This window comes from Enterococcus sp. DIV1059_2 (assembly GCF_051713685.1).
In the GTDB taxonomy this organism is placed as follows: Bacteria; Bacillota; Bacilli; order Lactobacillales; family Enterococcaceae; genus Enterococcus_D; species Enterococcus_D casseliflavus.
Window position 1 is genome coordinate 1,909,501 of sequence record NZ_JBIOQK010000001.1, and the last position, 19,448, is coordinate 1,928,948.

Annotated in this window: 23 protein-coding genes; 5 read left to right on the forward strand and 18 right to left on the reverse strand. The window is 41.2% G+C overall.

Annotation, left to right across the window (positions count from 1 at the left end; genetic code table 11):
* Positions 1 to 230 precede the first annotated feature (230 nt).
* The 3 genes from IGI72_RS08860 to IGI72_RS08870 all read right to left on the reverse strand — a co-directional run bounded on the left by IGI72_RS08860 (position 231) and on the right by IGI72_RS08870 (position 2,008).
* Positions 231 to 1,025, reverse strand: a complete 795-nt coding sequence (locus tag IGI72_RS08860; RefSeq protein WP_010748334.1) for a hypothetical protein — start codon at positions 1,023 to 1,025, stop codon at positions 231 to 233.
* On the reverse strand, positions 1,015 to 1,554 hold the full coding sequence (locus tag IGI72_RS08865) for a sigma-70 family RNA polymerase sigma factor (RefSeq protein WP_051095336.1): 540 nt from the start codon (positions 1,552 to 1,554) through the stop codon (positions 1,015 to 1,017). The genes IGI72_RS08860 and IGI72_RS08865 overlap by 11 nt, the downstream gene beginning before the upstream one ends.
* Positions 1,555 to 1,615: 61 nt before the next feature.
* Positions 1,616 to 2,008, reverse strand: coding sequence for a hypothetical protein (locus tag IGI72_RS08870; RefSeq protein WP_016609349.1), 393 nt, complete (start codon positions 2,006 to 2,008; stop codon positions 1,616 to 1,618).
* 162 nt (positions 2,009 to 2,170) lie between these two features.
* Here IGI72_RS08870 and IGI72_RS08875 point away from each other — a divergent pair, with 162 nt between their 5' ends.
* The gene (locus IGI72_RS08875) at positions 2,171 to 3,409 is read left to right on the forward strand and encodes a glycosyltransferase (RefSeq protein ID WP_438753875.1); all 1,239 of its coding nucleotides are present in this window, start codon (positions 2,171 to 2,173) and stop codon (positions 3,407 to 3,409) included.
* Between the two features lie 48 nt (positions 3,410 to 3,457).
* Here IGI72_RS08875 and IGI72_RS08880 read toward each other — a convergent pair whose 3' ends face one another.
* Positions 3,458 to 3,943, reverse strand: coding sequence for an AmiS/UreI family transporter (locus IGI72_RS08880; protein ID WP_438753877.1), 486 nt, complete (start codon positions 3,941 to 3,943; stop codon positions 3,458 to 3,460).
* A gap of 340 nt (positions 3,944 to 4,283) precedes the next feature.
* Between IGI72_RS08880 and IGI72_RS08885 the strand changes: the two genes are divergently transcribed.
* Positions 4,284 to 4,562, forward strand: coding sequence for a LexA family protein (locus tag IGI72_RS08885; protein ID WP_005226072.1), 279 nt, complete (start codon positions 4,284 to 4,286; stop codon positions 4,560 to 4,562).
* A 34-nt stretch (positions 4,563 to 4,596) separates the two neighbouring features.
* Here the strand turns inward: IGI72_RS08885 and IGI72_RS08890 are convergent, their stop codons facing one another.
* Positions 4,597 to 5,583, reverse strand: a complete 987-nt coding sequence (locus IGI72_RS08890) for a DNA/RNA non-specific endonuclease (RefSeq protein WP_438753879.1) — start codon at positions 5,581 to 5,583, stop codon at positions 4,597 to 4,599.
* Between the two features lie 408 nt (positions 5,584 to 5,991).
* Between IGI72_RS08890 and mgtE the strand changes: the two genes are divergently transcribed.
* Together mgtE and rsgA are read left to right on the forward strand one after the other, a co-directional pair.
* Positions 5,992 to 7,356 (forward strand): magnesium transporter, encoded by a 1,365-nt coding sequence (gene mgtE, locus IGI72_RS08895; protein WP_015509692.1) that lies wholly within the window; start codon positions 5,992 to 5,994, stop codon positions 7,354 to 7,356.
* Positions 7,357 to 7,508: 152 nt separating this feature from the next.
* On the forward strand, positions 7,509 to 8,450 hold the full coding sequence (gene rsgA / locus IGI72_RS08900; RefSeq protein WP_015509693.1) for a ribosome small subunit-dependent GTPase A: 942 nt from the start codon (positions 7,509 to 7,511) through the stop codon (positions 8,448 to 8,450).
* Positions 8,451 to 8,764: 314 nt separating this feature from the next.
* On the opposite strand, the gene IGI72_RS08905 is transcribed toward rsgA, so the two are convergent.
* The 4 genes from IGI72_RS08905 to IGI72_RS08920 all read right to left on the reverse strand — a co-directional run bounded on the left by IGI72_RS08905 (position 8,765) and on the right by IGI72_RS08920 (position 10,181).
* Positions 8,765 to 9,118: a DUF2200 domain-containing protein gene (locus tag IGI72_RS08905; RefSeq protein ID WP_015509694.1), complete on the reverse strand. Its 354-nt coding sequence runs from the start codon at positions 9,116 to 9,118 to the stop codon at positions 8,765 to 8,767.
* Positions 9,119 to 9,213: 95 nt separating this feature from the next.
* The gene (locus tag IGI72_RS08910) at positions 9,214 to 9,501 is read right to left on the reverse strand and encodes a hypothetical protein (RefSeq protein ID WP_218213409.1); all 288 of its coding nucleotides are present in this window, start codon (positions 9,499 to 9,501) and stop codon (positions 9,214 to 9,216) included.
* Entirely contained in the window at positions 9,498 to 9,776 is a 279-nt protein-coding gene (locus tag IGI72_RS08915) for a hypothetical protein (protein ID WP_010748343.1), read from the reverse strand. The genes IGI72_RS08910 and IGI72_RS08915 overlap by 4 nt, the downstream gene beginning before the upstream one ends.
* Positions 9,777 to 9,812: 36 nt before the next feature.
* On the reverse strand, positions 9,813 to 10,181 hold the full coding sequence (locus IGI72_RS08920) for a hypothetical protein (protein ID WP_438753882.1): 369 nt from the start codon (positions 10,179 to 10,181) through the stop codon (positions 9,813 to 9,815).
* Positions 10,182 to 10,394: 213 nt separating this feature from the next.
* Between IGI72_RS08920 and IGI72_RS08925 the strand changes: the two genes are divergently transcribed.
* Entirely contained in the window at positions 10,395 to 10,781 is a 387-nt protein-coding gene (locus IGI72_RS08925) for a hypothetical protein (RefSeq protein ID WP_005226080.1), read from the forward strand.
* A 159-nt stretch (positions 10,782 to 10,940) separates the two neighbouring features.
* Here the strand turns inward: IGI72_RS08925 and IGI72_RS08930 are convergent, their stop codons facing one another.
* The 9 genes from IGI72_RS08930 to IGI72_RS08970 form a co-directional block, all read right to left on the reverse strand.
* Positions 10,941 to 11,351, reverse strand: coding sequence for a hypothetical protein (locus IGI72_RS08930; protein ID WP_438753884.1), 411 nt, complete (start codon positions 11,349 to 11,351; stop codon positions 10,941 to 10,943).
* Between the two features lie 1,456 nt (positions 11,352 to 12,807).
* Entirely contained in the window at positions 12,808 to 12,960 is a 153-nt protein-coding gene (locus IGI72_RS08935) for a hypothetical protein (RefSeq protein WP_010748347.1), read from the reverse strand.
* A gap of 120 nt (positions 12,961 to 13,080) precedes the next feature.
* On the reverse strand, positions 13,081 to 13,929 hold the full coding sequence (locus IGI72_RS08940) for a sce7725 family protein (protein ID WP_142964919.1): 849 nt from the start codon (positions 13,927 to 13,929) through the stop codon (positions 13,081 to 13,083).
* Between the two features lie 15 nt (positions 13,930 to 13,944).
* On the reverse strand, positions 13,945 to 14,613 hold the full coding sequence (locus IGI72_RS08945; RefSeq protein WP_015509702.1) for a hypothetical protein: 669 nt from the start codon (positions 14,611 to 14,613) through the stop codon (positions 13,945 to 13,947).
* 87 nt (positions 14,614 to 14,700) lie between these two features.
* Positions 14,701 to 15,339, reverse strand: coding sequence for a hypothetical protein (locus IGI72_RS08950; RefSeq protein WP_142964920.1), 639 nt, complete (start codon positions 15,337 to 15,339; stop codon positions 14,701 to 14,703).
* 137 nt (positions 15,340 to 15,476) lie between these two features.
* Positions 15,477 to 17,744, reverse strand: a complete 2,268-nt coding sequence (locus tag IGI72_RS08955) for an AAA family ATPase (protein WP_142964921.1) — start codon at positions 17,742 to 17,744, stop codon at positions 15,477 to 15,479.
* An 18-nt stretch (positions 17,745 to 17,762) separates the two neighbouring features.
* Positions 17,763 to 18,242, reverse strand: a complete 480-nt coding sequence (locus IGI72_RS08960) for a DUF6530 family protein (protein ID WP_005235941.1) — start codon at positions 18,240 to 18,242, stop codon at positions 17,763 to 17,765.
* Positions 18,243 to 18,531: 289 nt separating this feature from the next.
* A complete protein-coding gene (locus IGI72_RS08965) occupies positions 18,532 to 18,789 on the reverse strand; it encodes a TfoX/Sxy family DNA transformation protein (RefSeq protein ID WP_074933839.1) in 258 nt (85 codons plus the stop codon).
* Positions 18,782 to 19,333, reverse strand: coding sequence for a GNAT family N-acetyltransferase (locus IGI72_RS08970; protein WP_438753888.1), 552 nt, complete (start codon positions 19,331 to 19,333; stop codon positions 18,782 to 18,784). Before IGI72_RS08970 ends, IGI72_RS08965 begins: the two co-directional genes overlap by 8 nt.
* Positions 19,334 to 19,448 lie beyond the last annotated feature (115 nt).

Genomic DNA, 19,448 nt, shown 5'->3' on the forward strand with positions numbered 1-19,448 from the left:
TGTATGAAATTATGAGTGGAGTCTTCTGAAAAGTTCACAAGAAATCTGAGAATTTCAAAAGGAAATGAAAAAACGAACGGTTAGGAATATCCCAATAGTCCGAGACAAAAAATACCTCTTGCAGCATTCATTTTGACTTGAATCCTGCAAGGGGTACTCTTTTGTAGAAAATCTGGTGCTTTATTCAATTGATATAAAAGAAATGCCTAGGAAGGAGCAGCAATCCTTTTTTATGGCAAGATGTTCTTACTATAAAAAAGGGAAATGACTATACCAATGTCCAACAGATCCTTATAATAAAATCCTTTTAGTGGACCAATGTGTAAGAAAAATCCGAGAATCATTAATACAAACAGCAGCAGGAAAAGCAGGTTGAAAGCGGTCATCAAGCGAAAACTGAAATGCCAATTACTCAGGAAATACTGATATTTCGCTGCTCGGTAAACTTTGTTTTGAATCGGAATTTTCTTGAGTGCAGGGATCGATTCGTGATAGGACGTAAATAATTCGTAGTCTTTTTTCGTCAGTACTTCTGAGAAAATGTGCGTCCCTGCCTGAAAGTCGAAATAGCCCCAATGGAATTGTTCTTTATCCTCTGGTGATTCGTGCTTCATCAGCTTTCTTGGCTTGATCGTGAACGCCTTGATGGTCTCATAGGGGTAACTGAAATAGGTGTTACTTTCTAAATAGTCGATGATGACCAGAAAAAGCATTCGGGTTTCTGTGAAAACTAACAAACGATTGCCGCGGGTATCATGAAAGATGTCACGGTATGCTTTTGCTTTCTCGGTTGTTGCATAGGCATAGGCGCCAAGCCCTTGATTGGCGAAGGCGAGGTTTCCATCTGGCGTCAAAGGCAGATAGCCAAGAATCGTTTCGTCTTTTGCTAAAAGCGTCTGAAGCTCCTCTAATAGATCTTGCAAGAAAACATATTGTTTGGACAGCTCGAAAGTTGTTGCTTTTACTTGTTCAGATATTTTTGTCAGTGAATTGTTTTCATTTAAGACTAACTGTTTAAAATCCATCGATAGTCATCCTTTCTTTTAAGCGTTTGCGGCCACGGGAAAGACGATTGTAGATCGCTGAGACATTTAAGTCCGTCTGCTCTGCGATGGTTTCGGGTGACTCTTGGTAAAAATAGTAGAGCAGAAAAATCCTTTGATCGAGGGCTTCAAGGTCTTCAATAAAGCCCAAAAAGGTTTCCTTTGTCAAAGGTGATTCTTCAATAGCTAGTTCCTGCTCATCAACAGGTTTTTCTTCCAGTGAGCGCTTGTTCAATTTCCGCTTGTGGTCAATCGCACGACTACGACTGATCAAAAGCAGCCAAGTAATCAAGCGGCTTCTTTCTGGTTGGTACGCAGCAATCTTTTGCCAAACCTCGTAAAAAACTTCGTTCGCTACATCTTGGCGCTCGCTCACTTCATGCGGTTGGGAGAGGACACTATGAATCGTCCTCAGCATGCTATCACCATAAACAGCTAACAGTTCTTCTAAGCCGGCATAGTCTTTCTTTTTGATTCGTTCAATGATTTCTTCATCCTGCACCTTTTTCACCCCTTCACACTATATACGAAGAATGTTTGCCTTTTCTATCAGAAAAAGAAAAAAACCTCTGTTAACGAGGTTCATGTTCTTTGGCCAGAAGATCTGTTGCCAAGCGCTGGGCCAAATATTCCCAAAGAATGCCGCCAAAAAAAGCGCCTATCATATAAAGAATGACTGCTTGCAGCTCCAATGGATTATTTGCTAGCCAGAAAGAAAATAGCGAGCCGATGATGAATAGGTAGCTGCCAAAAAGCACTTGCCGCCACGAGCGTTTTTTAACAAGCTTGCTAATGAGAAAGGTTGAAAGGATCATCAAGAGAATTTGGATGAATGCCAGCGAAGGCAAAAGTGCAAAGTCAGAAACAACCATTTCCCAAAATTGTTGAATCAAGAAAAAGAAAGCAAAGAGAATGAGCCCGCTTGATAATGTACTAAGCCGCAAGGAAGATATTTTTTTTCGCATTGGTTTACTCCTTGAAAGGTTTTCTTTATTATAGCAAATTTTTAATTAAATAATGTAAAAAGATGAACGAGAAGATCTGCAAAAAAACTTCTCCTACATGTGCCTACTTTTAGTATACTTGAAAGAAACGAGTGGATGGACTCGATACATAAGGAGGATTTCATGCCAACGATTCTTTTTGCGCCTGCGGTATTCAACTTGGCTGAAACGACAAGGATGATCGAAGTCGCTAAACAAATGCAAGGAAATCACCACTGCGAGTTCTTTGGTTTTTCAAAAACCTTTGCTTCACTTATCACTGAAAGTGGCTTTACGTACCATTTGCTGACGCCGACTCTGACAGAAAAACAAGAGGAACAGATCATAAAATTAGATCAACTACGCTCAATCAAAAATCCCTTCACCAAAGAGATGGTTGCCGCGCGTATTCTGAGCGAACAAAAGCTGATCGATAAACTTGCTCCTCAGGTCATTGTAACTGGATCGAATGTCACGATCTTTCTATCTGCTCGCAGCAAACAGATTCCCTTAGTCTACGTAAAACCCTATGCGATGAGCGATCCCTTTTTTCGATCAGATAGCGCATTTATCCCTTCTAGTTTGCGTTTCTTCGGACCGCTAAGGAAACCACTTTGGTATTGGATAAGAAAACAATTGGTAAAATCCCGCTGGATGCCCCGAGCATTCAAACACGCTGCTCAAACAGAAAAACTTTTTATGCCTGAAACGAGCTTACGAATGATGGACGCTGATTTAAATCTCATCACCACTCCTGATTTATTTTTAACGAAAGAGCAGCTGCCAGAAAATTATCAAATCGTTGGGCCGATTTTTGCGAAGCTCGGGTCTTCTTTACCAGACGAAGTGTTGACTTTTATTCAACAAAAGCGGCGGGAAAGAAAACGAATCGTTTATTTTGCGATGGGCAGTTCGGGGAATCCGCGCATGGTGCGAAAAATCTTAGCTTTCTTGCGAAACCGTTCGGAACTAGCGATCATTGCTCCGGTTACACATCTACTCAAGGGGAAACACAACGACTCAGAGAATCTGTTCTTGACCGAATATCTACCAAGTCATTTATTGCATGAGCATATCGATTTTTCTTTTATCCATGGTGGGGAAGGGACTGTTCAAACAGCTTGTGCATCTGGGAAGCCGTTTATCGGAATTGGGATGCACTATGAGCAATGCTGCAATATTCAGTACTGCGTGGCGTATGGCAATGCAATCGCACTGACAAAACCATTAACTGAGAAAAAGCTGGAAGCTGCCCTGACTGAGGTTGGAGCTCCGAAGATTTGCCAACAAGCCTATCAGTTTAAGAAGGATTTCCCGACAAATGGTCCTCAGAAAGCGATGCAGGAGATTGAACACTTTTTAGAAAAAAAACAATTTTTCTAAATTTTCCTATTAAAAAAGAGCGATTATCATTGAGATAATCACTCTTTTTTAATAGAGATCTACTAGCATCAGCAAGCCTGGGACCCACGTAGTGAAGATACCACAAGCGATCGCAAAATAATGAATCTTACGACCAAAGTTTACCTTCACGATCGTATCCAAAAAGCCGCAAAACCATAACGCTCCCCATGTTAACCAAATCAATGCAAAGAGGGGATCTTGCTCCCATTGCCAAGAGACCCAAGCAAAAGGTAAGGTATTGATGGCTACGAATAGTGCGAAAATCCCATAAATACGTAGATCTAAATCAAAAAGGTAAATGATCCCTACCAACAAATACGTGAAGGCAAAGAGAAAGCCAGTGCCTACTTCATAATAAGCGCCTTGAAGCATATAGATTAGATTGATAATAAAAGATAACGTACCTGTAAAAAGATTGATCAAAGCAAGTGAGCGGTAGTCAATGTGAAGTAAGCTGCCCCAGCCGTTGATTATCAAAGTAATTCCTACAAAAAATAAACCGATCCCTAACATAAAATCCTCCTTTACTTAAATTTAGAATAACAAATTCTAAGAAAAAATAATAGCTCTATTTATTTTTATGTCAATAAAAAGGAAAATAATTTTGAAATTTGCTATTTTTTGCTGCTAAATTTGATAAAATCAATACCAAAGAGCGCTGCTAGCCGATGCTTTTCTCGTTAAGGGGAAAATTTCAGCGTATAAAAAGAACTTTTACTCGTTGGAAGAAGGGGAAAAGAGACAGATCAATAGATTTTCAGTGTATTGATCGGACAAAAAGCAGACCAGGTAGCAGTTTATCGGTTTTTACGAATTTGCAGCAGTGAAGACTGTTTTGCGGAAAGGAGGACTTATGCCTAGAAAAGATCGAATCTTACTTTTCATTGATGAATATATGCAAGCTCAAGGTTGCGCACCTACCATACGAGAAATCTGTGCCAATGAAGAAATAAAAACGACCTCTTTGGTTTATCGTCATTTGTTGCGTCTCGAAAAAAGAGGCCTAATTTACCGAGCTTATCGCTTTAAGTCACGTTCGGTTCGTTTTACAGACGAAGGGAAGGCCTATGTCAAAGCGTTGCGACAAGCACTTTTAGCAGACGAAAAACAAACGCATGGCAATGAAGAATAGCTTAACACCAAAATAAAAAAGCCTAGAGGCTTTTTTATTTTGGTGCACGGTAGCCAGCAGCTTCCGCTTCAGCGATCGTTTTGAACCATTCTTTCGGATTCGTCGTATCATCATAGTATTTAGATCCTGGCAAATGATAGATGCCGCTTCTTGATCCTTTGATCAAACCATTTCCTTGTTGATCGACATATTCTTTCTGTTTCTCCTTTGTTTCACTGTTTTGAGAAGTGGCTGTTGTCGTGTTGTTCTCACTACTTGTCGCATTCTCCTGTTGCGTCATATCTTCGTTTGAAATCTCGCTGCTGCCATCCGCATAGTTGATCGTGACACCATCTTGGATGTTGAAGATATAATAGTTGAATTGGATCGTATCGTCGCCAATAGATTGGGCTTGCATCTGTACCCCACGGGCAACCAGCTCGTCATCACGATAGATTGGAGTGACAGAATATCGAACATAATGGTTTTTGTCTTGCTTGAGATAGTAGTTGATATCCATTTCTAAGCGCAACATCTCTGGATTGTTCAATTGACTAGTTCCCGTGATCAAATTCTTCCAGTTTGCATTTTCGCCAGCTAAAGCAAACCCAATCAAATGCGTCCGATTATATAAATATTTCCCATTGGGGAGCTGTTTATTACGCCAGCCTGTCGGTTTCACGCTGGAGATATCGCCACGTTTTTCCGTAGGCATTAAGGATTGATTCAACATTGCTTCAGCCGAAGTCGCTCGATTGAGGTGGTCAAGGTCGCCGTATGCTTCCCAGGCACCATTTTCAAGTGAAAGGTCGTCTTCTGAAAACTCAGGGATGTTTTGATTGACTTCAATTGTTTGGGTGCCTTGGTAGGTTAGCTGTGCCAATTCGTCTGCGCGAATATCTTTAGCAGAAGGGGTGCTTACCTCTGATTGTTGCGTTTCCTGCTTTGGAAATAGGTCATTGCTTTGTAGGAAACCAAAGCCAACTGCTGCGAGTGCGAGAAGCGCAGTGACCGATCCAATCAATGTTTTTTTCTTTGCCATCTCTTTATTGCCTCTCTTTTCATTGATATAGGTTTAGAATAAACGGTGAGTAAAAAAATCACAACTAGTTTATCATACCATTTGCGGGGGATGTTTTACAGCGTCTGCTAGCTTCTTTTGCCTTTTGTTCTTGACAAACTTCAGTCAATTTTCTTTACAAGCGACGTCCTTTAAAAGAATTTTTCGTCTGCGAGTGATATTTTTCATATTTTAAAAAAACTATGTGATATAATGAATAAAGTTGCTGCTCTATCCCTTTGATGCTTGTTTTAATAACAGTCATCTCCAGCTGCGGAACAAACTTTCAGCTGTCTAGCAGACAACGTTCAAACGAAAGAAAACTGGACAATTTTCTGAACGATTGCCTTTCTTTCTTTGACCAAAATTATAGGAGAAGGAGTGTATCCCATGAACCAGCAAGAAACCATCTTACATTATTTAAATAAGAAAGACTCTGAAAAGTTAAAAGAACTCGTATCAGGAATGGAAGAGCTGCCGCTATTACAATTATTCAGCAACTTATCCGCGGATGAAAAAGTGATCGTTTTCCGACTGTTACCGAAAGACAAAGCCCTTATCCTGTTTGAAGATTTGACACCAGCTACCCAACAACACTTATTACGCTCTTTCACCGATGAACGAGCAACCGAATTTGTGAATGAGATGGCGCCAGATGTTCGTGTACGGCTTTTAGATGAGTTGCCAGCGACCGTAACACAAAAACTTTTACAATCGTTGGCGCCTGATGAACGAGCTGCAACAAACCTCTTACTAGGGTATGAAGCTGAAACTGCGGGTCGCTTGATGACACCGGAATTCATTACATTGAAAAAAGATATGACAGTCAATCAAGCATTGGAAAAAGTGCGAATGCAAGCCAAAGAAAAAGAAACAATCTATACGCTTTATGTTACTGATCAAACGAAAACGTTAGAAGGTGTTTTGTCGCTGAAAGATCTCTTAATGGCACAAGGGGATCAACGCATCAGTGAGATCATGTCCCAAAAAGTTATTTATGTGACCACTGACACCGACCAAGAAGAAGCAGCCCGTTTGCTAAATGAACTAGATATCATTGCGCTGCCAGTCGTAGACAAGGAATCAAGAATCGTTGGGATCATTACCGTCGATGACGCGATCGATGTCATCGAGTTGGAAACAACGGAAGACATGTTTAATGCCGCTGGTTTGGTCGATGTCGCCTCCAACGAAGCAGACCGTAGTAATGTTTTGATCAATGGCAGCCTGTGGCAAATCTGGAAAGTCCGCTTGCCATTCTTAGTGATCACTTTAGTGGCTGGACTTTTAGCTGGGGTCGTCATTGATGAATTTGAACAAACGTTAGAGTCGGTGGCAGCCGTTGCGATTTTTATTCCTTTGATCATGGATATGGGTGGAAACGTTGGTACACAATCCTCTACTGTATTTGTTCGGGGGATGTCGTTAGGGCATATTGATCTTTCAACCTTCACCAGACATTTCTTTAAAGAAGTTTGGATCGGTTTGAGTCTAGGATTGATCGTCGGGATCATCTCTGGAACCGCTGCTTCACTTTGGCAAGGGATCCCGATGTTAGGGGTCGCTGTTGGGATTTCATTAGTTTTTGCTATGACCTTAGCGGCAGCACTTGGCTTTTTAGTCCCGTTTGTACTTATTAAACTAAACATCGACCAAGCAGCCGGTTCGGCACCGATCATCACCTCGATCAAAGATATTGCTGGCTTGTTTATCTACTTCGTTTCAGTAAATGTTCTTTTGGGTCATTTGCTTTAGCATACTGTCCGTTCCAGTGGTATAATAAAGCGACATCACATGATGAGCACAACATAGAAAGGGGAAATGTCCTATGACAAATCAAATGAAGCAACATCAACTCGGAGGTTTCTCTTTTTAAGTGCGGCCTCCTAATTAACTGGAGGGAAATCATGGAAAAACAAGGAATCGTGGTCTTTCAGGCTAAGGATATCGCAAAAGTCCGCCTGACCACAGGAGAAGAATGTTTAGCAACCGTTTCAGGAAAATTTCGTCAACAGGCACGAGCGCCAAAGGATTATCCTATTGTTGGTGATTTTGTCCAAGGGCAGGTGTATGATCAAGATCATTTCTTGATTGATGCTTTGCTCCCACGAAAGAGTTTTTTACAACGAAAAGTAGCCGGAAATCGGACGGATGAACAAGGGATCGCTGCGAACATCGACACGGTTTTTATTGCTACTAGTGCCAATGAAGAATTTAATTTCGCTCGGTTAGAGCGCTTTGTCACGATCGCTTGGGACAGTGGCGCTAACCCAGTGATTCTCTTGACCAAAGCCGATCAAGTCACAGCTGATGAAAAAGCAGAGCTGCTGCAAGCATTAAACGATGCTTTTGGTGTGAAAGCATTCGCTACTTCTATTTATGAACCGAACGAATTGCTGACAGAAGCCTACTTTTCAGACGGAAAAATCAGTGCATTTATCGGTTCGTCAGGCGTCGGGAAGTCCAGCTTATTAAATCAGCTCATGGAACAAGCCGTTCAAAAAACCAATGACATACGAGAGGATAGTCGAGGACGACACACGACGACGAGTCGCCAGTTGTTCACACTGCCCTCTGGCGCAATGATCATCGATACTCCTGGCATGCGGGAAGTTGGCATCAGTACCGTTCGGTCAGCTTCGATCGAGCAATCCTTTGAAGCGATCAGTCAATATGCTGAAGGTTGTTTCTTCAGAGACTGTCAGCATGAAACAGAACCGAAATGTGCGGTAAAAGCAGCTATTGCTGCCGGTGAGCTTTCAGAAGCAGCCTTCGCTCGCTATCGCAAAATGGAAAAAGAGCTGGCGTATTTGAAACGAAAAGAACAGATCAAAGAAATGAAAAAGTAATAGTTAGCACTCCTTTCTATAAGAGGAGTGCTTTTTTGTACGTGTCAAGAGCGCCTTGTTGAGTAAAGAAGAGGAGAGCCGCAGCCAATGTTCTTGTGTTTTCATGAAAAGGCGGCCAATTTCAAAGGGCACTACATGCTAAGTGGTTGAACTAAACTAAGATCGCCTGCCTGGTTACAAGCTGTCGTCAAGAAAAGCAGGATAAAAAAACACAGTGGGGTGTTGTCCCACTGTGTTTTGAGCAATGATTTGCCCCTGCCAAGGTATTTCTAGTATAAAGCGTTGATTCTTAAATAGCAACTCGAAAAAACGCCTCATTCAGCAGAGCGTAGAATTTTCGTCATGGCTTTTCCTTTCGCCAATTCATCGATCAGTTTATCTAGGTAACGAATTTCTTGAACTATTGGCTCTTCGATCTCTTCTACCCGAATCCCGCAAATCACACCAGTAATCTGTTTTCGTGCAGGATTGAGCTGAGGGGCTTGCTTAAAAAAGCGTTCAAAAGAAACATCATCAGCCATCTGTTGGAGTGTTTCTTGGTCATACCCAGTCAGCCAGGTAATAATCTGATCTACTTCTTCTTTTGTCCGATTTTTCCGTTCTGCTTTGGCAATATACAGAGGATAGACTTTCGCAAAACTCATTTGGGTAATCTTTTGATTTTTCATGATAAACTCCTTTAGTCTTTACACAAAGTATACTTCATTTTTTTCTTTTTGCCGAGATTTTCAACGTTTGTTGTGTGCCAAAATAGGCGAGGGGACTAAAGGATGATTTTTTCTTCTTGTTCACGAAACCCCAATACCTTTTGTCGTGACTCGCCATCCCAATAGAGCAAGTCCAAATTCTTATGCAGCATTAGCTGTGTATATAATTCTTTCAGAGTCAGAGCAGGCTTTTTGGGTTCGAAAAATAAAATCAATTGGTTATGACTATCTTGTGCGATCGTCGTAAAAGGAATCAGGTTTTCTTTGTAAGTTAAATAAATTCCTTGGTAATCTGTAGCACTCGACGACGTTGTCAGTGCTGTCAAGAGGTCTCTTGCTCTCATAGTGAACCCGCCTTTACTGTTTTTTGTCGATAGGCATCGATATCCAACATGATTTTTGTTTTGCCGTACACCGTATACTTTTGCACCACGAATTGGTGGCGCTTATTCCAATAGCCACCCACAGTTAGAAACATGCCCTCATCAACATCCCCTAAAAAATTCAAACTGTGCTTCGCAATCAAACAGTTGGTGGTGCCGAGTGTAAAGCGGACCAAAGGGGAGGGGGCAAAGGAGACGATCCTTATTTTTGAGACAGCGCCTTTTTGTGTTTGCATCAGGTATTCCTCCTTTAGTAAGTAGTAAAAAGCGGATCATTCGTTGAGATCAAACCATTTTTTCTCTTCATAAAAAGCAACATGACGAATCTCATCATAATGGATTTTTTCTATGGTTTCTCCCGTCAAATAAATGCCCAATGTGTCGTATCCGCTGATTTTTCCGACAATATCTGGGGGATAGCCGCCTTCTTCATTGATTTCTTCTCGTTGGATCGCCACAGTTACGTTCTTTTTCATCGCTTCGAATAAGCATTGATTGATTTCTTCCGTTGTGAGTGACGGCTTAGGCGGACAATCAAACGTGCGTGTCGGCTCTTCTTCAATTTCAGTTGTATGCTCAGATAAAAAGAATCCTTGCCACTTTAGCTTTTTCCGATCTTCATATGGTTGCAGCATACCCATAGCAATCACCTCTTATCTATATAATACAAACATACGTTCTCTTTTGTAAAGCGAACAGATTTTTAAATTTCTGATTCTTCTATGAAACATCTAAAAAGTGCATCAAACAAGGGGATAGTGGCGGGTATCGTTTTTTTATACTATATATGTTATAATTTATCCTGAAGGAATCATGAACGTTTTAGAAAATAGCTGGCGAAAAAGGAGAATAGTATGTCTGGATTAATTGTGGTCCTGCTTACGATCTACTTTGCAAGTAGGAAAGATAAAGAACAGTGGCTTTTTGATCGCAAACGATTGACTATTCTGGCGCTTATGTTTGTGATCATCGGCATAAGTTGGGGCTTAAATGACAAAATAATGAAGGATCCTCGGAACCAAAATATTAGAAGTGATTTACTGTTTAATTATTCGTTCCCCTTATTGATAGGTATGCTAGGTCTATTTATCAAAGAAATACCACGGTGGGGACGGATCGTGACTTTGTCATTTGGCTTTATGATTTTCGGGTATTTAGCTATGCACTATTTGATAGGGTTTCACAACCCGTATTGGGAAAATCTACAGCTAAGTCCATTGTATTGGCTACCAAGTGACTAGCCATACGAAAGTATCGCCAATGGAAACGAAAAAAAGCACTCCCTTTATTGAGTGCTTTTTTTCGACTAAATCACTGCAGCAAGATGTTTCTTTTCCCAAAAAATGGGTTGGACCTAAGTAGCAAAAGGATCATATAAGGAGAAGTCACGACTGTTTGAATCAACCCGATTGATTCTTGACTAAACCGTGTCTTTTGATTATTGCCAAAGTAAAATATGCGACGAGTGTTCCTGCAATCCCAAAAAGTAAATCGATTCGATCAGGGGTGTTCATGAAGCCAAAGATAGTCTCGCTCAATAGATTGGCAATGAGTAAGAGCAGGGTCAATAGTGTGACGGCTTTAAATGGCGCACCTACGAGAAGCCAAAAGTACCCCAGTAAGCCAATAATCAAACTAATCGAAAAATTGGAGATATGAAGATAAAAGTCAGGATACATCGAAGTAAAGAAAGAAATGTCCAAGTACTTTGATAAGTAGAGGAAGAGGGCTGTGAACACGAAAAGCAAGTAGAGGAGTGACGCCCAGATTTTTGGTAAAAAGACTAGCTTTAATTGCTTCTTCATTTTCATTTTTATTCTCCTTTTAGAATTGTCAGCTTATACGGATGGAATTGCTTTTATCGGGTGTTAATTACACAAATGGAAAAAAAAAGCTGCAAACCAGGCAAATCAGTAGTCTGCACCTCATTAATGGTAAAATGAGTTGAGGTGATAAAATGACAATAATAAACAATCAGCGATTATGGTTAGGTATAGGGATAGAAATTATTTTGCTCATATCATTCAGCATGATTATGTATTTCATCCTGACGAGTGGCAATTTGAAGCAAAACCCGTTCAGCAGTCGACGAAAAGGAAAAATAAGCTTGTGGATAGCTGCTGGTTTGATTTTACTTGCCATGGTTCTAGTATTCCAAGGAATGATCAACGGCGCTTTATTCAGACTTTTTTAGCAAAATATGGACGTTTATGGTGACCTATGAACATTACAATTATATTAAATAACGAAATACCCTAAGTTATCTACATGATTTTAGGGTTCTTTTTTATCGAATCATGTAGTAGATATTTGTTGGTATTTGCAACGTCTAACTACTTGTGTCAGAATTTTGAAACGGATTGGCTATATGAATAAAGTTCTAGGTAAAAGCTCAAAGATTTTCAAAATGATTATAGCATACAATCAAACCGATTGGTTCGTGAATCAAGGCTGATAGTTTGAATCTGTATTTGCTGAGATAAAAAAGACGAATCCGCAAGTAACTTGCTACAAGACCGTTAACAATCTGTTGATCAGTAAATCATAAAAAAGAATCTGAAGAAACTTGTAAAATAAGAAGTTCTTAGCTTTAGTTGAATTTTAGATGAATTAGTGACAATTTCCTGATAAAAGTCATTCGGAGGGAGGTAAAATGATGCAAAATTGACTTGAACTGTCTAAAATATCACGAACTCGTTTTCGAATACAACTTTGTATAATATATATTATGTAAACTAAAATATAAAATTTTTCGAACACCGTATTTAGCGGATAATTTTACGGCTCTCCTCCCTCTTATTTAGGATTATTTCCTTCAAATTCACCTAATTGGCAGCATAATCCAAAAAAATGGTCATTTGAGCGATAGTTTTTGTTTTTGTTTGTTCTACAATTGATAAGAGAATCAACTGACAAATTATATCTGTACCTTTGTCTGCATTTGATCTTGTTGATTCTTGAATCTTTGAATTCAAGCTTTGGTTTGAAGCTGCTGGCCAAACTCAATGAATCAGTCAAGTATCGTTGTTCACGATCTTATCAGTAATGATTCGCACTTAACCCAGCAAATTTGTGCTAACTAATAGCCTAATGGGAATCTTGATCACAGGCAAACCAGCAACGATAAACAAGAAACGTTTCGTTGCGTTCAGTTTTCACCTAAACGGATCAGATTCCCATAGCGAGTCCTAATCAAGGGTGCACAGTCATCTAAGTACAAGTTTCGTTTTGTTGCTGCCAATAAAGCAATGACAGCTACGGAAAGTTTCAAACTATGTAATACAGGATCGCCGAAAAGACAATGATCAAAATGACCAAGACAACGATTAGTTGATTTAAACGTCGAATAAGCAGGTTTTTCTTGTTTTTTTCAAATTCTTTTCCTTCATTTCGATAATATTCTCTATCTTTTGTTCCCACGAGCGCCAACTCCTTTTCCCTGATTTTATCACTATCCTGAAAACAATGGGTGCAATCAAGGTGTTTTGTACAATAAATGGCAGTATTTTGTTAGAGCCTACAATCGTATGCGTATAGCGACTAAATAAGACGACTGACGAGTTCCAAGTGATTCATAACGGCAGCTTTCCGAATAACACCCATACCAGGAAACGACCTTTGCTGATAGGCAGCAACTAATAGCTGCAGCCCAGCTGTTTGCGTAGGATACTGTTCCTCATGCTGTAACAAAGCTTCCATGACTTCGAAAAACTTTTCTTTCTGACTTGGTAATTCTTCCTCAGAAAATAAGTGAACGATTCGAAAGTCTTGCTCTGCTGTCGGATAGATCCAATGCAAAACCAACCGTTTTGAGGGATAACTGTGCTCATAATAAATTTTGCTATCGACAGAAAAATCACTAAATCCCGCATAGCCCAATTTATGATAAAGATGATGGGTTTTTGAAAATCCTTCGTCTGGACATTCTGTATAAAAACTATTTTTAGGTAAACGGGTAAACGGATCTTCCATCAGTAGTTTCGGGCCGTTGATTTTATTTAACAAACGAAACTCTTTGCTTACCAGTACCGGCAGTGTATTTTCCCGCCAATCACTAGCGAGTGCTTGGTCTGCTTGATGGATGATCCAAAGATCAGGCTTTTCTTCCACTGTTTCAATGGGCCGATCTACGATCATTGCTTTAGGGGCAGCAACATTTTGCAACTCAGCTAATCCCTCTGCCGTCAGAAAAGCCCCCGCCTGGGGATTGCGAACCAGATAAAAAGGATGCTGCTTCCTTTGAAACAGGTCAATGGTCGTCCAAAACGTTTTTGATTGCTTGACTGGTTCAATGATCGGCTGGATCGCGTCTGACAAACAATCTTGTTCCAACAGTGCTTTCAACGCCAATAAATCAAATTGTTTTCCACGAATATACGGGAAGTACATCTTCTTCTCTCCTTCTTACTCGCCTGATAAAAAACGTTTTTCCAGTGCTTCATAGGCTGCTCTCGTAGCGGCCAATTCTTCTTTCAAGGCTTCGATCGCTTGCAGCTGAGTATCTTCAATAAATCGATCATAGTAATTGACTCCACCACCGAACAAGTCATACTCAGGCTGACGTTTCTTCAGTTCTTGGTACAAACGTTCTGTTGAAAATACCCGCAATCCTCGAGCAGTCTGTTTTGCTTTGCCGACTTCTCGCGCTTGTGCCGAAATCAACCGAAACAATAAGGCATTTTCTGGAACCTGCAGCTCTTGCCGTTGGGGCTTCTTTTCGACACTGAAATACCCTTTGCTGCCCGTTTCTTTTTCAAGAAATGCATGATAGACCAGAACACCAATTGTAGGTCCAATCTGATCTTTGACTTTCTCGTACAATGCCTTGGGTAAGACAAAATAATTATAATTCCCAATAAAGGATAGTTTTGCTTTTGAGCGAAAATCTGCCAAACTAACTTTGAGTTCGTAGCAACGCCATTCAAAGGTATTTTCAGTCGTCAAGCGACAACTCAAAGTATCCACGATGCCGTGATCATCTGGCATGACTACCTCTTCTACCACAATATCACTGTTTTCCCGACAATAATAATAAAGTGCCTCTTCCATTTCTAAAGTTAAGGATGTCTTCACAAATTCACGACCTTTGTCTTGTTTCACCTATTATAAAACATATGTTCGCATTTTGGAAGAGGGAAATAAAAGCAGCCTATCATCCCCTCACCCATTCGGGCATCCGTTAACGAGAATCTCTTCAACCGTCCTCTTTGTACCGCGGAATCGTAACAAAAAAAGCAGCAAGAGCACACCAAGTTGAGCGATTAATAGACCTTTAAAGGGAAATTCAAAAGTAAAGCCTGCGGGAAGATGAAAGAAATGGAAAAAATCCTGCAGTGCTTTTTGACTAAGCCACAGACCGCTGACAAGCCCTACCAAACTAATAATAATGCTTTGAATGCCTACAAAGAAAAGTTCTTCAAAGGTGATCAACAACGGAGACTGTCCTAACAACAACCGAATACTCAGAGATTGCTGCTCCTCCCCCATCAAATGAAAACGATACATGTGATTGCAGTGCCATAAAAAGGCGGCGATCAAGCCTATAGTTAGAACGCCTAGTATGAAGCGTAGCAACTGCAAAAAGAAAAGCCAACTGGCATACGTGAGATCCATCTGATTCTCACTGCTATTTGTTTCATATTGTAGCCATTGATGAAAAAACACTAACCAATGCTCTGCAAAGATGGCGATGATCAGTAGAAGAATCGCCAATACACCACTCATCAGCAAACTGCGCCTACGAAGAGCCGCGTGCCAGCCGAATTGGCAAGGATAGTAGAAGTACCGCCATTTGTTCATGATATCTCTCCTTTTGGCGTCTATTTTACAGAACTTTCCAAATTTAGACAAATATCATCTTGTTTACATAATATAATTATGATCAAAAAAAGAGTGCGGCATGCAGTCCACACTCTTTTCCCTTTCGCTATCGACGTTTACAGATACCTTGTTAGTAGCTGCAACAAACGCTGCGGAAATTCTGTTAGATTGGAAAGATCAATAAAGCGTTCTTCCCCATAAATCGCTTTGATCACCTCTTTGTCTTGCCCAATAGCAGCTGCAAGAAACAGTACCCCTTGTCGTTCATAGTCAGCGATCACCTGCTGAATATCTTCTTTGGCTTTTCCCCCTGTATAATCAGGAAGAGCTTTTGGCTGGCCATCACTGATATTCAAGAGTAATTTAGTGGTTGCCGGCTGATGAGCGAGCTTTTCAGCTAGCACGCGCAAGACAGCTCCATCACGGTTATTTTGCCGAGGCTTCATTGTCATGAGTTTCTCTGGCACAAATTCAAAGCCTTCATTAAATTCTTTGTATGCAAAAAGCGAGGTTTTTTCACGAGCGGTCACGTCCGCTGTATCGCCATAGATCATCAATGGCAAAGATAAACGTTCGGCAAAAGCATTCACCGCTAAGACCGCCTGTTGGGCATACAATATCCGATCTTCTCGAATCATCGAACCTGATTCATCGATGCGCAAAGCAAGAGCTAAGGAAGGCTGTTCGTGAGGTGGATTCTTCTTGTCAAAGGTCCGGAAATCCTGATACGCAACCTTGCTGGCATCAAAGCGTGTACCACTGTACTTACCTTTACTGTATGCCGAAGCTTGTTCGTTTTCCAATACTTCTTGGGTTTGCTTGATCAATGACTCTACGATCGGCAGCAACGGCTGCAAACGCTGTTGGGCCTCAGTCGCTTTTTCTAAATCGACGGGTGGTCGATGAACGATCAGCCCTTCTTTGGCATGGATCGATTCTTTCAATGCTTGTCGTGCTGCCTTTGATGCCGTGGTTTTCTTTTCTTTCTCCTGGGCTTCATACGCTTCGATCGACAAAGAATGAGAAGCAGGAGCTGCCTCTTGTGTCTCACTCCCAGCTTTTGCTTGGCCATCATGACTATTGCGTTCTAGTTCTTCTGAAAACGTCGCCTCAGTTGCTGCGCTTTTCGCTTCTTGTTTGTCAGAATCACTGGTTTCCATCGTTTCCGCCTCAGTTTCTTGATTGGCGGTCTCAAGGACTTGCTCATTTTTTAAGACGGGTGTGCCTTCTCCCACTACATTGCGTTGGTCAGCCTCTTCGCTGCTGATTCTGCGTCCTTTGATTTGTTCTTTAAAGGCATTTAGCGGTTGTCCAGAAAACAAAAGCCGCAATTGCGCCAATAACCCTGAAGCTTCTAGCGCCTGTTGTAAAAGAGAAAGCTCATTTGGATCGGTAGTGATTTTGTAGAGCACTTTGCTATCAATTGCTGTAAAGGGATCTTGTCCTTGTTTGACTGCATTTAACCAATAAAAATAGGAACGCATGCCCGCCACCCCTTTGATAGCGTTGGCTTTGGCGGTCACGTCTAGTAAGCGGATGATTTCAGCCATTTTCTCTGCAGTCGTTTTGTCCGGATAATTGGTTTTGGCAATGCCTCGCTGCACCATAACTGTTAGCTCAGGTAAATCCATTTTTTCAGCGTGCTGCATCCGATCTCGCAAGGATTCGTTCAAGGGGCGGTTACCTTGGTAATTCCGATTCGTTGTGATGATCACCACACAGTCAGGGTGTCGTCGAACAAAGCCAGTCGGGATATTTAGCATCCCGTTTTGTTCAAGGGCCGAGTTTAGTGCCACTAGTACCGAAGCATCACGAATGACCGTTGGTTCTTGAATCTCAAGCAAATAGCCTTTTTCCAGCGCCCGTACGATTTCGGAGGGATAAAATTTGTATTGAATCGTCGGTTGCTGATCACTGGTTTCAATCCGTTCGATCAGTTCCGCAAATTTCGCCCGTGCCCGCTCACGAGTCAAGGAAAAATGCCGCTGGATCAATGCCAAGACATCTTCAAAACAATCACTTTGATAAATCGCATCCAGCAAGTCCTTGTCCTCTTCTTGGTCGGTGTTGATCACTGGTAATAAAGCACCAAATACATCTGACTTATCCATATCCGCAAAGCAGGTGATTTTGGTGTAGGGCAGTTGCAGGTCGGCAGAAAGTGCCTTTGCCAACTGGGTCTTACCCGACCCAGCATCGCCTTCCAGCAACACATTGAAGATCTTCATCTCTGGATCCGCCCAATTCAACGCGATCTCTGAAGCAATTCGTAGTTCTTCAGCACTGGTCTGATGACTTTGTGGTTTTTTCCAAATCATGGTTTGTTCTAATTTGCTAAAAGCGCGTCCTTTCGTTACGACAAAAGACGGTTGATTTCGTGTCATGGCAATCTGCTCCTTTTCTTAATAACCTAGCTCATCTAAAAGCCGCTTTAGGATTTTGAAGCGTTCGCCGTATAGCTCGCCATCTTTTTGCAAGGAATCATAAAAAAGCAGAATGTCTTCATCGATTTTAGGATTTTCGGTGTCTACTTCAACGGTCATACGATTTCCTTGCAGGCCAATGATCTCGATCAACGGATTTTCAGGATCGTAAAACTTTTCATGGCGATAGGCCTCTTGAAAATACAAACTAGATTGCGCCACTAAGATTGCTAGATCTAAGATTCTAGTGAGGGGTAGTTCTTCTGACTGACGAGACCATTTTTCACCTGTATGGCGCCAAACCTTGCCTGAGATATCGACTTTTCCGCGATCATTCCATTGTGCTAATCCGAGGGAAAGTCCTTTTGCATCTGTGTGTAACGCATTTTTTCCGTCAACAGTATCATAGTCTTCCACTTTAATGACGGGCTTATGTTTCAAGTTTTCTGGTATTTTCATTATTCTCACTCCTTGTTTAGTAAATCAGTAATTTACTAGATAGAGTAAGTATAATGAGGAAGCTGGTTTGGAACAAGCAAAAGGTCTTTTCTAGTAGCTAGGGACAGGTGTCTAGTTGATTTTCAGTGGCAAACGATTCTGTCCATGACTGCGGCGATTTCAGGAACCAATACCAATGTGACCAATGTGTCTTCGCTGAATGAGGAAACAAGCCGTAAAAAAGCACTTGATAAGAAGCATCTAAAAACAAACGCTCTTAAAAAGTGCTTTTTTATGACGCATTACTTCACTAACTCAATTGATTGAAAAAAAGGCGTAACGCTTGTTTTCTCTGATATGTAAGCTGCGCTTTAGGAATGCCTTGGATCGCCCCTTCAATGCCGTAGAGCATATGCAAGCAAGCGCCCGCATCACATTGGTGGCGGATAGCTAGAAAAACCTCTTCGGCCGTTTTTGTGCGTAGTTGTTCAGGAGTATTGATGCCGATACGAACCAGGTGATCCGCTAAAACCTGACCTACATTTGGTAATTTTTGCAGTTCATTCATAGGTTTCTCCTTTTTGATTGTGGTCATCTTGCCCCTCTTTCTCTTGACGAACCAACGCATAGAGCTTCATGTCGAACAGCTGTTGGTTTTTCTCCGCATGCTTTCGCAAAACGCCTTCTAACGTAAAACCTGCCTTTTCCAACACACGACAAGAGGAATGATTCTTCGCAAAAGATTCAGCAGAAATACGAACGATAGTTGATGTAGTAAATACATAGTCACATAGTTGCTGAACGGCTTGCGTCATCAAGCCTTTTCCCCAATACTCTTGTGCAATAGAGTAGCCAATCTCAGCCGTTCTATAATGGATATTTTCTTTGCGAACAGCACGGATACTGCCGACTGCTCGGTCATCCACAGTGATCGCAAAGGCAAATTCTGCTTCCTCCACAGATCGAATATAGGCTTGTGCATCTGCGACCGTATAGGGGAATGGCAACCCATCTCGTAAATAATCGTGGATGGCGTGGATGGTTTGATTATTTAACGCATGGGCTAAATCTTGCGCATCGCTCATTTGCCACCTTCTTAAGGAACACTTCATAGCAATTCCTCCTTTGTCAGTCCTTCATTTTGATCCTATTGTACGAGTTTGTGTGATTTTTTACAAGCGAATCTCAAAAAAGCAGAAAAAAGAACCAGCTAGACAAACGTCTAAC